Here is a 13,500-nt window from a genome sequence, read left to right as displayed (position 1 = left end):
AGACGCCATGCCCTTCGCCCGCGCCGTGGTTGCCGCCGCCTGCCTGCTGGGCGCCGCCGCCGGACCGGCCTTCGCCACCGAGCCGGCACCCGCCACAGCCTATGCGCTGCCCGAAACCGAAACATGGGACCTCGCGTCGGACGACGGCCAGCCCTATCGCATTCTCGTCTCCCGCCCCGCGGGCGAAGCGCCCGACGGCGGCTTTCCGATCCTCTATGTGCTCGACGGCAATGCGATGTTCGCCGCCTTCGCCGAGGCGCGCCGGATTCAGGGGCTGGGATCGAGCGGCCTCGACAAGATGATCGTCGTCGGGATCGGCTATCCCGGTGGCCAGGTCTACGACCCGCGCCGGATGTCCGATTTCACCGCCCCGATCGAGACGCCGGTGCTGAAAGCACTCTACGCCTCCGCCGGCGGCCGCGACCGCTTCGAGACCTTTCTGCTCGAAAAGCTGAAGCCGGCGGTCGAGAAACGCTATCCGGTCAACCCCTACCGCCAGACGCTCTACGGCCATTCGCTGGGCGGGCTGTTCGCGCTGCACATGCTCTACACCCGCCCCGGCGCCTTTCGGACCATCATCGCCGCCAGCCCCTCGATCTGGTGGGACAATCAGGCGATCCTGGCCGAGGAGCGCGCCTGGCGGACGCGAGTGGAGCAAGGTGCCGCCCCGACGCGCGGCACCCGCCTGCTGCTGATCGCGGGCGAGCGCGAGGAGGAGGGCGCGATAGCGGAGGACACCGCGGCGCTCGGCCGGCGGCTCGCCGCGCTATCGGGTCAGGGTCTGCGGAGCGACCTGCTCATCCTCGACGGCGAAACCCACCTCTCGGTGCCGCACCGCTCGGTCACGGCAGCGCTCCGTGCGGCCGCCCGCTGGCCCTGAAGCGGCGATTCCCTACCGACCGCTCCCCGCGTCGACATCCGCCCAGGCCCCAGCGACCGGCTTGCCCTCGAACAGGGTGAGCAGAACCTTGGTCCCCGAAATCTGATAGACCGGCAGGTCGAAGATATTCCTGTCGAGCACGACAAGGTCGGCGCTCTTGCCCGCCGCGATCGAGCCGGTGATCTTGTCGAAGCCGTTGACGATGGCGACGTTGATCGTGTGGCTCGCGATCGCTTCCTTCAGGCTGACGCCCTCGTCGGGCAGCAGCGGCCGGGCGTTCGGATCGCCCGCGGTGCGCCGCGTGATCGCGACCTCGATGCCCTCGAGCGGATTGGCGCTGCCCACCGGCCAGTCGGCCCCATAGGCGAGCTTGCCGCCCGCGCGCACGATGCTGCCCGCCGGATAGATATATTTCGCGCGTTCGGGCCCGATTGCGGCGACCGTCAGGTCCATATAATCGTACCAGGACGCCCAGGTCGGCTGGAACTGGGCAAAGGTCGACAGCCTGGCGAAGCGCGGCTGGTCCGCCGGATCGACGACGTTGAGGTGCGTCACCATATGCCAGGTCGGCTTCGCGCCATTGGCCTTGCGCGCCGCCTCGATCGCGTCGAGCGAGAGGCGGACGGCGCCGTCGCCGATCGCGTGGAAGAAACCGTGCATCCCGCGCGCGTCGATCGCGACCATCGCCTGCTTCAGCACCTCCGGCGCGATCTGCGGCGCCCCGCGCTCGTCGCTATTCTGATAGGGCGCGAGCATATAGGCGGTCTTCTGCGGGATCACCCCGTCGACATAGAATTTGACCGTGTTGGTCGGAATGCCGAGCGCATTGGCGCGCTCGGCCGCGCGCAGCAGGCTCGGCAACTGGTCCATGCCGCGCTCGTTCTTCCACTTCAGCGACACGGTGACGTGGCTCGTCAGCTTGCCCGCGTCCATCACCGCCTTATAGGCATCGACCATCGCGCTGCCGCCGTCGTCGCCGAAATCGACCCCCGCGTCGTTCCAGCTCACGATGCCGAGGCGGTTGAAATGGTCGGCGACATAGAGGATCGAATTCTGGATCTCGGCCGCGGACGGCGGCGGGATCAGGTGCCGGACCAGTTCCATCGCCGCTTCCTGCAGGCTACCCACCGGCTCGCCGGTCGCCGGGTCGCGGTCGATGGTGCCGTTCGGCGGGTCCTTCGTGTCCCGGGTGATGTTCGCGACCGCGAGCGCCTTCGAATTCAGCCAATAGGTATGCCCGCCGACCGATTCGAAGATCAACGGGCGCGTCGTCGTCACAGCGTCGAGCAGCTCCTTGCGCGGGATGCCGTTCGGCGGAAACAGCGCGTCGCTCCAGCCGACGCCATAGATCGCCCCGTCGCCCGGCGCCGCGGCGACGCATTTGGCGATCAGCGCCTGATAATCGGCGATCGTCTTGCCGTCCTGAAGCGGACAGCGCGACCGGCTGAGCCCGCCGAACAGCGGGTGGACATGCGCGTCGCCGAAGGCGGGCAGGACCAGGCGTCCGCCCAGATCGACGACCCGCGTGTCCGCGTCCCGCAGCTTGCCGACCTCCGCCGCGCTGCCGACCGCGACGATCCGGCCATCCTCGATCGCGACCGCCTCGGCCCAGGGCTGGCGCGCCTCGACCGTATAGACGCGGGCGTTGGTCAGGATCATGTCGGCCCCGGCCTGCGGCGCGGCCAGCGCCGGCGCGGCGACCGTGATGGACAGCGCCAGAACGGCGGCTCGTGCAAAGACTCTCGACATCGTCCCTCCCCGGATGAGATGAAGCGGAATTGCCTGGAATTCCGTCTATGGCTTCCCGGCGGGAATTTGCCATCCCCGCACCCGCCATAGAACAACAGCCGCCCCGGTCGGCGAACCCCCGTCGGGGGGTAAGGGACGGGGAAGACGGGTAAGCCGTCCAACGACCGACGCGACGGCCCTTTTCGTTGCCCTCGGCCGCGGCCGCTTACCCTCCACGGCGTCACCTTTACCCAACAGCCGTGCTGACCCCCCCTCCGGTTTATGGTGTCATCGGGGGATGCGGATTCGGCACCGGGGTGTCGCTTGGCTTGGTCCGCAATGGGGAGAGGTTTCGAGAGATGCAGACATTCACGATGAAGCTTTGGACCGCCGCCGCCGGCGCCGCCGCGGCCACGACGATGGCAGCGCCGCCGGCTCTCGCCCACCCGGAGGATGTGCCGACCACGGCCTCGCCGACCGATTTCGTCTATCCCACCGGCTTCGACAAGGCGCTGTCGCTGATGCTGGCGGGCGAAGGCGGCGAAAATGGCATCGGGTCGCACCGGGTATGGCCGACGCTGTCGTTTCCGGCGTTGACGACCGAACAGATTCAGAAGGCGCTCACGGGCAACACGCTCGCGATCCCCTATCATTACGCCCATCAATATGGCGCGGACGGCACGGTCGGCGGCTATAATATCCGCTACGATCCGACCGACCTCAAGAAATGCCCGAAGACGGAAATCCCCGGCGACGGCTTCCTGCTCTACGAGGGTGTTTGCAGCGCCCAGGTGAACGAGCCCGTCACCGGCAGTTGGAAGGCCGAGGATAATAAATTGTGCGTCGACATCGCCTGGGCCGGCAAGACCCAGATCACCGGCTGCTATACAGTCTTCTTCGTTATGGATAGCGTCGCGATGGTGAAGCCGGACGGAACCGTTTCCGGCAAGGCGCACGACCTCAAGAAGGGGGCGGCGCCCGACATGTAGCCACAAGAAGGACCGGCCTTGCTCATCTGCATTCCCGACATTCTGACCGGCGACCAGATCGACAAGCTGGTCGCCATGATGGATCGCCAGACATTCATAGATGGTCGCGAGACGGCCGGATGGGCAGCCGCCGGGGTAAAGGAAAACAAACAGGTCGCCAGCGATTCCAGGGACTATGCCGCAATGCAGGCCATGGTCACGGAAGCGCTGGCGGCCAGTCGCTTCTTTGCGACCGCCGCGATGCCGCGCGCGATGCGGCCGATCCTCTTCAGCCGCTACACCGCCGGCATGAGCTATGGCCCCCACGTCGACAATGCGCTGATGGGCGATGCGCCGCAGACGCGTATCGACCTCGCCTTCACGCTCTTCCTGTCCGACCCGGACAGCTATGAAGGCGGCGAGCTCGAGATCGAAGAGCCCGCGGGCACGCGCGCCTTCAAGCTGCCCGCCGGGGCGGCGATCCTCTATCCCGCCAATTCGGTTCACGAGGTAACGAAGGTGACATCGGGCCGGCGCGACGTCGCGGTCGGCTGGATACAGAGTCTCGTGCGCGGCACCGACAAGCGCCGCATACTCTTCGAGCTTGAAAATCTGCGCACGACGATGTTCGCCGAAACCGGAAAGACCGCCGCCTTCGACACGCTGACCCGCAACACCAGCGACCTGTGGCGCATGTGGGCGGAGAATTAGGCGGCGTGAACAGATTCCATGCCAGGCGAATGTCTGCTTGGAAAGAACGGGTTGGACGCGGCGAAATGGCGGGACGGGGGTGGAAACTGCCTCGCGGCCTCGTCATGCTGAACTTGTTTCAGCATCCATGGCCGGACCTCTCACCCTGCGCTGCGCCGAAGGAAACGGCAGGCCATGGACCCTGAAACAAGTTCAGGGTGACGATGATGGAAACGTCGCCTTCCGGTCGAAACCGGACGGCCCGCTTCCCATCGGGTTACAGCGAATAGCGGTCAATCGAATGTGTCCACGCCGCCCAGAGTGAGGCCCCAGCCTCTTCCTTCCTTGGCCTTCCGCATATTCAAATGAGAACGGCGGCCGGGATGCCCCGGCCGCCGCCGCGTAAAGACCGTGTCGCCGCGATCCGGTCAGAACCGATAGCTGAGCGTCCCCTGCACCGTGCGCGGTTCGCCGTTCGCGCACGAGCCGTAATAGGAACAGCCCGGATAATAGAGGTCGTCGAACAGGTTCACCGCATTCAGTTGAAGCGTCCAGTTCTTATACTCGAGGGCGGCCATGGCATCGACAAGCGTATAGCTGGGCGTCACGACCAGGAAACCGCTGAATGGATCGAACGACCGCGTCGCGCCCGTATAGCGCACACCGGCGCCAAGGCGCATCCGCACATCGTTGGCGAGTTCGATCGTCTTGGTACCGAAGAGGCCCGCAACATATTTCGGCGAACCGTCCCGCTGATAATCCTGACCCGAGAGCCGGACAGTGGAATAAGAGAAGGAGGCGGTAAGGGACAGGTCATCCCTGACGTTGTGATTGGCCTGAACCTCGACGCCCCGCGCCTTGACGGAGCCCGTCTGGATCGAATCCAGCGGATTGTCGGGATCGGGTTGAAGCGCGTTGCTTTCCTTGAGATCGTACAGGGACAGGCGCAGCATCGTCGTTCGCAGCGGCTGCCACTTGATACCGATTTCCTTCTGCTCGCCCGATAGCGGCTTGTAGGTGTTGCCGAACTGGTTGAGGCCGGAGATCGGCAGGAAGGATTCCGAATAGCTGACATAGGGCGCCAGCGTCGGCGTGACGTTGATGGTCAGGCCGGCGCGCTTGGTCGTCCTGCTGGTGACTTCCCGCGGCGCGCCGGCGTCCTGCTTCGTGTAGCGGTCGCGGCGGATGCCGAGCACCAGCGACGCCACCTCACCGAAATCGACCTGATCCTGCAGATAGAGGCCGGTCTGCTTCAGTATCTGGGTGTTGAAGAAGTCGAAAACAGGCGCGGGCGCGGTGCCATAGACCGGATTGTAGACATCGATCGAATCGGCATAGGCGACGAACGCCTGACCGGACACCTGCTTGAAATAGGAGTAGTCGATGCCGGCGAGCAGTTGGTGGCTGAGGGGGCCGGTGTCGAACTTGAACGCCAGGCTGTTGTCGGTGTTGAACGTGTTATATTTGATGTCGATCGCGAACAGGTTACGCGGAACCCTGGTGGTCCCGGGCTCGAACGGGTCCAGCGGGCCGGGGCCGTAATAGGTCGCCAGATAATATTCCGCCTGTTCGGTGTTCGCCCAGGTATAGCGGCTATTGCTGCGCAGGCTGAGCCAGTCGTTGAATTCATGCGTCGCGAGCAGGCTGAGCGCGGCATATTCCTTGTCGCCCCGGTTGATTCCCGGCTCGCCGAAGAAGCGCGAGTTGGGAATGCGTTGCCCCGGAAGCGCGAAGAGCGACCCGACGAGCGGTATGACGTTGTAGTTCGGCGGGTTATGGTCCTGCTGATAGACGCCGATCGCGGTGATGTCGGTGCGTTCGGTGGGCCGCCAGGTCAGCGCGCCCTGCGCGACGACGCGGTCGTTGCGCGTGAGGTCCATGCGCGAGTCCGAATCGCGCACGACGCCCACGAAACGCGCCGCCAGCGTATCGCCGAGCGGGCCGGTGACGTCGACGATCGCTTCCTTGCGGTCGAACGTGCCATAGCTCACGCTGGCGCTGCCGCCGAAATCGAACTGCGGGCGCTTGGACTGCATGTTGGTCAGGCCGCCCGAGCTGCCGGCGCCGTAAAGCACCGACGCCGGACCGACGAGCACCTCGACACGCTCCAGCGTCGCGATTTCGGGGCGCGGCATATAGACGAAGCCGTAATTGCGCTTCAGGCCATCGACATACAGCACCGATTCGAACCCGCGGATATAATTGAAATCGCCGCGCGAATCGTCGCCTCCATTGTAAACGCCCGCCGTGTAGTTCAGCGCTTCGCGAATATTCTGCGCGCCCCGATCCTGTATATCCTCGGACGACACGACCTCGATGGCCTGCGGAATGCGCAGGATGGGGGTGTCGGTCTTGGTCGCCGTCGTCGCCGTCGCAGTGACCACGATATCCGAGTGATTTTCCGCATCCGCCGTCTGCGCATGAGCCGGTGCGGCGCATGCGAGTGCCAGCAACGATACTCCGATCGATCCGCACCGCGCCGCTGCACGAATTTGATAGACACCAGTCATAACGCCCCCTTCCTCCATCCGTTGGTCCCGACCCTGAATTGTCTGTTCTCTCCTCTTGGGACAGGGAGTGTAATTGGACTGCACATCAGCGCTCGCTCCGATTTGGGTAATTGCGAACTTTGATGGGTGAATTTGCCTGCCGGAAGCGCAATTACCCGAGGGTTCCTGCGGCTCCCGGCGGGTGGACGTCCGCTGCGCCGACGCGTCATCCCCTTTGAAACCCTTCTCAATTCATATCCATGAGTGGACAACATCGTCTCGATATGGAAACAAAAATCCGAAGGAGAGGATGATGCTGCCGCTGCTCAATGGAATCCGGATCATAGAGATCGGCGCCGTCGTGCTCGGTCCCTATGCGGGGCAGATGCTTGCCGATCTCGGCGCCGAGGTCATCAAGGTCGAGCCGCTCGAAGGCGACATCGCGCGCCACGCCCACCCACGCGGCGAGGGCGGCGGGGCGCTGTTCGTCAACAACAATCGCAACAAGCGGATGATCGCCGTCGACCTCAAGCGGCCCGAGGGCCGCGCCGCGCTCGCCCGGCTGATCGCGGGCGCCGACGTGCTGTTTCACAATATGCGCGTCGATGCCGCCGAACGGCTCGGACTCGGCTTCGAGGCAGTCGCCGAAATCAACCCGCGCATCGTCCATTGCGCCGCGATCGGCTTTGGCCAGCGCGGCCGCTACCGCGACCGCCCCGCCTTCGACGACATCATCCAGGCGGCGAGCGGCATTGCCGGGCTGGGCGCCGCAGCCGGCGGCGATCCGCGCTTCGTCCCCACCATCCTCGCCGACAAGGTCGCCGCGCTGCACGCCGTCTATGCCATCCTCGCCGCGCTCGTCGCGCGGGCCGGCGGGCGCGAGGGGCCGATCAGGGTCGAGGTGCCGATGTTCGAGGCGCTGGCCGCCTTCCTGCTCAACGAGCATCTCGCCGGCGCGACCTTCGCCCCCGACGGCGCGGTCGGCTATCCGCGCATCCTGTCGCCCGACCGCCGCCCCTTTCGCACCGCCGACGGCTGGATCGCGGTGCTGCCCTATACCGAACGCCAGTGGCGCGCCTTTCTGGACGAGATCGGCCGCGCCGACGTCGCGCGCGAACCCTGGTTCGACGACCCGCGCGAGCGCGCCGCCCATATCGACGCCCTCTACGCGCTCGTCGCGGCCAGCCTGGCCGAACGGACGACGGGGGCGTGGATCGCAGCGCTGTCGGCCCGCGACATCCCCTGTTCCAAGGTTCCGGGCCTCGCCGACATGCTGGACGATCCGCATCTGGAAGAGATCGGCTTTTTCGACGTTCCCGCCGACTATCCCGAAGGCATCGTTCGCGCGCTGCCCCAACCGGTGCTGTTCGACGGCATCGCCCCCCGCCCCGACACGCCGCCCCGCGCGCTGGGCGCCGACAGCCGCGCGCTGCTGCGCGAAAGCGGCATGGCGGAGGGCGAGATCGACGCGCTGGTGGACGCAGGCGTTATCGCGGCCTGATCAGCCGAGCCGGGCGGCAACGAACGCCGCGCCGTCGCGGATCGCGTCGCGCGCCACCTGCGCGACCGACATCGCCTCGAGGAAGCTGTGGGTCGCGCCGGGATAGATGGTCGTCGTCGTCGCGACGCCCGCCGCTTCGAGCCGCGCTTCCATCGCCAGCGACTGTTCGGCGAGCAGGTCGCATTCGGGAACGACGAGCAGGACCGGCGGCAGGCCGGTCAGATCGGCATGGATCGGGCAGGCGAACGGATCGAGCCGTTCGCGCTCCCGGTCGGTGAGATAATTGTCATAATAGGCCTGCGCCTCGGCGCGGTCCATGATCGACCCCGGCCCGCCGAAACGCTCCTCGGCGCGATCCGAAACCTCCGGCGTGAAATAGCCGTAATTGGACAGGATGGCGCGGACCACGCCCACCTCCCCCCGGTCGCGCAGCCGCAAGGCAGCCGCAAAGGACAGGTTGGCGCCCGCCGAATCGCCGCCGACCGCCAGCCGCGCCGGGTCGATCCCCCACCCGGCGCCATGAACGGAAAGCCAGCGCATCAACGCCTCGATGCGGTCGAGCGCGACCGGATATTTATGCTCGGGCGACAGCGGATAATCGACGCCGATCACCGCGAAGCCGCCCGCCGCAGCCAGCTCGCGCATCAGCCGGTCGTGGGTGTCGATCGAGAAGAGGGTGAAGCCACCGCCGTGGAGATAGACGAGCGCCGGCGCGGGCACCGCCGCGCCCACGGGGCGATGGATGCGAAGCCGCAGTTCGCCCGCGCCGGGATCGAAGCGCAGGTCTTCGCTCGCCGCCATCGCCGGCCCGCCCGCCGCCCAGCGCCCGCGCACCTCTTCGCACACGGCGCGCTGCCCCGGAAAGTCCAGTTCGGCAAAGGGCGGATGCGCCGCCCAGCCGGCTTTCATCTCGGCCAGGAACAGTGCGATTTCGGGGTCGAGCACCGCGGTCACTCGCCCTCCACCGGTAGCCACCTCGCCCGCGGCTCGCCACCCGCGAACCAGGGCGGCGGCAGCGCCCGCGCCTCCGGCCACAGCTCATCGAGCGTGTCGGCATCGAACAGATGCCCGCCGCGCATGACCAGCGACAGCGATCCCGTGTTGCGGATATCGGCCAGCGGATCGCGGTCGAAGACGATCAGGTCGGCATATTTGCCGGGCTCGAGCGTTCCCATGTCGCCGAGCCGCCCGATCGTTTCTGCCGCGCCGGCGGTCGCCGCGTGCAGCACCGCCATCGGCGCCATGCCGCCCATCACATGCGCCTCCAGCTCGTAATGATAGCCGATCCCCGGATCGTCGCCGTGCGATCCCATGCCGAGCAGTCCGCCGTTCGCCGCAATCGCGCCCGCATCGGCGGCAAGCGCCGGCAGGCGCGAGGCGTCGAGCGACCCCCATTCGCGATGCGCGAGTTTTTGCGCAATCGTCGTCGGCGGCCAGAAACGCCGCACCTTGGCATCGCGCGCCGGGTCGCGCGTCGCGACGAAATAGTCGGCGCCCGCCGGCCCGCTGGTGTTGACGAGCAGCGTCGCCACATAGCTGGTGCGCATCAGCCGCCACAGCGTCAGCACATCCTCCCCGAAGGGCGCGGTCGGCAGCGCATGTTCGTTGCCGGCATAGCCGTCGAGCGTCTGGGTCAGGATCAGCTTGGGGTTGTGGCTGCCCTCGTTGGTCGGCAGCAGCCCCAGTTCGCGTGCGGCGATCGCGATCCATTGCCGCACCCGCCGGCTTTCGCCCCGATATTGCTTGATATTGCGCAGTCCCCAGGCGTGGCGATAGCGGCGCAGCACCGCGCGCACCTGATCGAGCGAGGTGAAGCGTTCCTTGGAAAAGAGCGCCGGCCCGGTCGAACGCAGCCGCGGCCCGACCATCAGTCCCGCGTCGATCAGATCCTGATAGGCGATCTGGTCGATACCGAGCGTCGAGGGATCGAACGCCGTGGTGACGCCGAACGCCAGCCGCGCGCGCAGCCCCCAATCCTCATAGCCGATGACGTTGCGCCGGACGCTGCCGATATGGTCGTGATCGTCGATGAAGCCCGGCATCACGGTGCGGCCGCCGAGGTCGCGCACCGGCGTGCCCGCGGGCACCGCGAAGCTGCCGCGCGGCCCGATCGCGGCGATGCGGTCGCCCTCGACCAGGATATCGGCATCGGCGATGACCCGGTCGCCGCCCGCCATGGTCAGCGCTCGCCCGCCACGCAGCAGCAACCGGCCCTGCGGCACCGCGCGCGGCAGTTCGGCGACCAGCTCGACATGGTCCGCCGGCACCCGCGCCGCCGTGTCGGGCAGGGTCTGGAGGTAATTGCCGACGGTCCAGATCAGGCTGCCGTCGGCGCGCCAATCGAAGAAATCGGCCCCCATGTCGGTGACCCGGCGCGCCGGATTGCCAGGCGCGGTCAGGTCGACCACGGCCGCCGGATCGGCGGGACGCGGCAGCAGATAAAGCTGTTCGCTCGTCTGCGCGGCGATCCACCGGCCATCGGGGCTCAGTCGCATGTCGTCGACCGGCACCGGCTTTTCGGTGAAATAATAGCCCTGTGCCTTGACCGTCGCGACCGGCCGGCGGCCGCCGCTGGCCAGGTCGACCGCGATCAACCCCGCATCGCTCATCAGATAGGCGGTGTCGGGCTCGCCGACGACGAAATGGGGCCGCTGTCCCAGCGTGCCGCTGGTGACGACGCGCGCGGCTCCGCCCGCCGCCGGAAAGGCGACGAGATCGGCGGCGCGCACCGTCCCGAACTCGAAGCTCGAATGCTGCCGCGCCGCCGCGGGCGAGCGCACCGCCAGAATCCGCGCGCCGTCGGGCGTGAACACGGCATGGCTGTAGAAGGCCGGGATATCGCTGATCTTCACCGGCGCCGCCGAGCCATCAGCAGCGATCGTCCAGATCGCTCCGCCGCCCTTCTCGCTCCACGTCACATAGACGAGGCGCGTGCCGTCGGGGCTCCACCCGGGCAGCGAGGGCGGATCGCCGGCGATCGGCAACCGCCGCGCCGCGCCGCCATCCACGCCCTGCACATAAAGACTGCCGAGCGCCGCATAGGCGACGCGCGCGCCATCGGGCGACGCGGCAGTGCCCTGGAGCAGCTTCGCGCGTACCGGTCCGCGCGGTTCCTCGATCGCGACGCGCGTGCTCGGCCCGACCGCGAGCTGCAGCCGCGCCGTGAAGGGAATCGGGGTCGCCGGCGCACCGTCGAGCAGCCGCCGCTCGATCCGTCCGCGCCAGGCGATCAGGATCGCCTTGCCGTCAGGGGTGAAGGCATAGCGCGGGATCAGGTCGAGCCAGGCCGCGCCGTTCATCAGGTCGAGCGGCGCCGGGCCGAGGTCGCGATCGACCCCGGTGGTCAGGTCGCGCACGCGCAGCCGCGTTTCGGCCAGATGCCGCGTCGCATAGGCGAGCATCCGGCCGTCGGGCGAGATGGCGGGCCGGAAAAAGGTTTCCGATTCCGATCCGCGCCCGCCCGAGCTGCCGATCACCGTCTCTTCGGCGCCGGTCGCAAGGTCGCGGCGCACGATCGTCCAGGCGACGGGCGCGTCGAACGACAGGTCGCCGACGTGGCGTGCATAATAAAGCCATCGCCCATCGCGCGACGCCGCGGCGCCGAGCGTACTCTGCCATGCCGCGCGCGGCGCGTCGGCGGTCGCGCGGGCCGGGGCGACCAGTTCGCCCGGCCCGCCGTCGACCGGATGCCGCCACAACTCGTAGCGGTCGAGCCGGATGCGGTAGCGACTGACATAGATCGACTTGCCGTCGGCGCTCCATTCGGGCGAGGTACGCACCGCGCCCTCGTCCTCGTCGGTGATCCGCCGCGCCTCGCTGCCGTCGGCGCGCGCGATCCACACATTGTCGCCGCCCGACCGGTCGCTGACATAAGCGATCCATTTCCCGTCGGGGGAAAAGACCGGCTGCACCTCGAAGGCGATCCCGGTCGCGATCGGCACGGCGCGGCCGCCGGTCGCCGGCACCGCGTAAATCTCTCCCAGCATGTCGAACAGGATCGTCCGGCCGTCGGGTGACACGGCGAGCGAGGTGAAGGTCCCGCCCGACACGGTGAAATCGAGCGTCCGCGCCGGTTCGAGCGGCAGTCCATCCTGCCCGGCGGCGGGCGCCGCGAGCAAGGTCAACGCCAGTGCCAGCAGGCCGCCCAGTCTCGGCTTCATCTCTCTCCCCCTTCGGCTGCGGGCATCAATTCGGCTGCCATGTTTCGACGCGGAAGCTGTCGGGATGATAGCGGGTGACCGCTTCCCCGCCATCCCGGCCCGGAAACTCGGTCGCGTCCGCGTTGACCAGGTACAGGCGCCCGCTGCGATGATCGATATCCATCATCCGCGCGCCCGGCGAGGTGCGGATGGTCGCGACGTGCCGCAGCGCGCTTGCGCCGTCCCACCCAATCACCGTCATCGTCCCCTCATGGTTGCTGGTGACGATGCGGCCGCGCGCCGCGTCGATGGCAAGCGCGTCGAGCCCCTTGCCGATCGCGACACGCGCGCCGACGGTACCGGTCGCCGGGTCGAGCAGAAAGACCGAGGGCTTGTCGCCGACGCAGGCGCCGAGCAACTGGTCCGTCTTCGCCAGATATTTCATCTTCGACACATTGCAGCCGACATCCCAGCGCGCTTCTTCCTTCAACGTGCGTGAATCGAGCTTCAGCACCACCCCGTCGAGCCGCGCAGGGGCGTAGAGGTGGCCTTTGCCGTCGGCGGCGGGGTCGTCCATCTTGCGAAACGGAAAGCGGGTCGTGGAGAGCAGCTTGCCGCTCGCGGCGTCGAGCGTGAACCAGGTCGCCTCTGCCCGCCGCGTGCCTGTAATCATGTGGAGCCACCCGGTCGCCGGGTCGAAGGAACCGCTGTTGAGCCCGCCGTCGTCGGCAAGCTTCGGACGCGCGATCGGCTTCAGTGTCTTAAGGTCCAGGATCAGCAGCGATCCATCGTCCATCGCGACATAGCCGCGGCCGAATTGCGGCAGCAGTACCGGGCCGTTGGCGCCGATCGAATTGGGCACCGTCGCCACCGCCGCGCCCTTGTCGACGTCGAACAGCGTCAGCCCGTCGTCGAGGCGCGCCATGAACAGCCGCGCACTCCCCGGCTCGAACTTCACATAGTCCCAGCCGGTGTCGGTGCTGGGCAGCGTGACGCTCGCGGTCTTCACATAGGGAAGATCGGGCGCGCTGTCCTGCGCCGCCGCCGCGCCAGTGCCGAGAAGAACGGTCGCGGCAAGGAGGCTGATCATTTTCATAGGGAAAAC

At 67.4% G+C, this 13,500-nt stretch carries 9 protein-coding genes; 4 read left to right on the top strand and 5 right to left on the bottom strand.

The genetic code is table 11. From position 1 onward, the window contains the following. Window positions 1-7 precede the first annotated feature (7 nt). Window positions 8-880 carry an alpha/beta hydrolase gene (locus FHR21_RS12755; RefSeq protein WP_184098882.1) on the top strand — a complete coding sequence of 291 codons (873 nt, stop codon included), beginning with the start codon at window positions 8-10 and terminating at the stop codon, window positions 878-880. A gap of 12 nt (window positions 881-892) precedes the next feature. On the opposite strand, the gene FHR21_RS12750 is transcribed toward FHR21_RS12755, so the two are convergent. Further along, complete coding sequence (locus tag FHR21_RS12750; RefSeq protein WP_184098880.1) at window positions 893-2,629, bottom strand: amidohydrolase; 1,737 nt, start codon at window positions 2,627-2,629, stop codon at window positions 893-895. 338 nt (window positions 2,630-2,967) lie between these two features. Between FHR21_RS12750 and FHR21_RS12745 the strand changes: the two genes are divergently transcribed. Together FHR21_RS12745 and FHR21_RS12740 are read left to right on the top strand one after the other, a co-directional pair. Then, entirely contained in the window at window positions 2,968-3,597 is a 630-nt protein-coding gene (locus FHR21_RS12745) for a hypothetical protein (RefSeq protein WP_184098878.1), read from the top strand. An 18-nt stretch (window positions 3,598-3,615) separates the two neighbouring features. After that, window positions 3,616-4,287 (top strand): Fe2+-dependent dioxygenase, encoded by a 672-nt coding sequence (locus FHR21_RS12740; RefSeq protein ID WP_184098876.1) that lies wholly within the window; start codon window positions 3,616-3,618, stop codon window positions 4,285-4,287. A gap of 407 nt (window positions 4,288-4,694) precedes the next feature. On the opposite strand, the gene FHR21_RS12735 is transcribed toward FHR21_RS12740, so the two are convergent. Next, window positions 4,695-6,650: a TonB-dependent siderophore receptor gene (locus tag FHR21_RS12735; RefSeq protein ID WP_184098874.1), complete on the bottom strand. Its 1,956-nt coding sequence runs from the start codon at window positions 6,648-6,650 to the stop codon at window positions 4,695-4,697. A 418-nt stretch (window positions 6,651-7,068) separates the two neighbouring features. Between FHR21_RS12735 and FHR21_RS12730 the strand changes: the two genes are divergently transcribed. Then, window positions 7,069-8,256, top strand: coding sequence for a CaiB/BaiF CoA transferase family protein (locus FHR21_RS12730; protein ID WP_184098872.1), 1,188 nt, complete (start codon window positions 7,069-7,071; stop codon window positions 8,254-8,256). Here FHR21_RS12730 and FHR21_RS12725 read toward each other — a convergent pair whose 3' ends face one another. From FHR21_RS12725 to FHR21_RS12715, 3 genes are read right to left on the bottom strand one after another with little or no spacing between them, the layout of a single operon-like run. Continuing rightward, window positions 8,257-9,210: an alpha/beta hydrolase fold domain-containing protein gene (locus tag FHR21_RS12725; RefSeq protein WP_184098870.1), complete on the bottom strand. Its 954-nt coding sequence runs from the start codon at window positions 9,208-9,210 to the stop codon at window positions 8,257-8,259. Further along, on the bottom strand, window positions 9,207-12,416 hold the full coding sequence (locus tag FHR21_RS12720; RefSeq protein ID WP_184098868.1) for an amidohydrolase family protein: 3,210 nt from the start codon (window positions 12,414-12,416) through the stop codon (window positions 9,207-9,209). Before FHR21_RS12720 ends, FHR21_RS12725 begins: the two co-directional genes overlap by 4 nt. A 25-nt stretch (window positions 12,417-12,441) precedes the next feature. Next, window positions 12,442-13,491 carry a YncE family protein gene (locus tag FHR21_RS12715; protein ID WP_184098866.1) on the bottom strand — a complete coding sequence of 350 codons (1,050 nt, stop codon included), beginning with the start codon at window positions 13,489-13,491 and terminating at the stop codon, window positions 12,442-12,444. Between the last annotated feature and the right edge of the window lie 9 nt (window positions 13,492-13,500).

This window comes from Sphingopyxis panaciterrulae (genome assembly GCF_014199295.1).
Taxonomy (GTDB): domain Bacteria; phylum Pseudomonadota; class Alphaproteobacteria; order Sphingomonadales; family Sphingomonadaceae; genus Sphingopyxis; species Sphingopyxis panaciterrulae.
The sequence above is the reverse complement of the archived record's forward strand: the minus strand, read 5'-3'. Positions and strand labels throughout refer to the sequence as shown.

Excerpts from the sequence above, each read along its gene's own strand:
- FHR21_RS12720 (WP_184098868.1), bottom strand. The coding sequence starts at position 12,416 with ATGAAGCCGAGACTGGGCGGCCTGCTGGCACTGGCGTTGACCTTGCTC.
- FHR21_RS12750 (WP_184098880.1), bottom strand. The coding sequence starts at position 2,629 with ATGTCGAGAGTCTTTGCACGAGCCGCCGTTCTGGCGCTGTCCATCACG.
- FHR21_RS12745 (WP_184098878.1), top strand. The coding sequence starts at position 2,968 with ATGCAGACATTCACGATGAAGCTTTGGACCGCCGCCGCCGGCGCCGCC.
- FHR21_RS12715 (WP_184098866.1), bottom strand. The coding sequence starts at position 13,491 with ATGAAAATGATCAGCCTCCTTGCCGCGACCGTTCTTCTCGGCACTGGC.
- FHR21_RS12730 (WP_184098872.1), top strand. The coding sequence starts at position 7,069 with ATGCTGCCGCTGCTCAATGGAATCCGGATCATAGAGATCGGCGCCGTC.
- FHR21_RS12755 (WP_184098882.1), top strand. The coding sequence starts at position 8 with ATGCCCTTCGCCCGCGCCGTGGTTGCCGCCGCCTGCCTGCTGGGCGCC.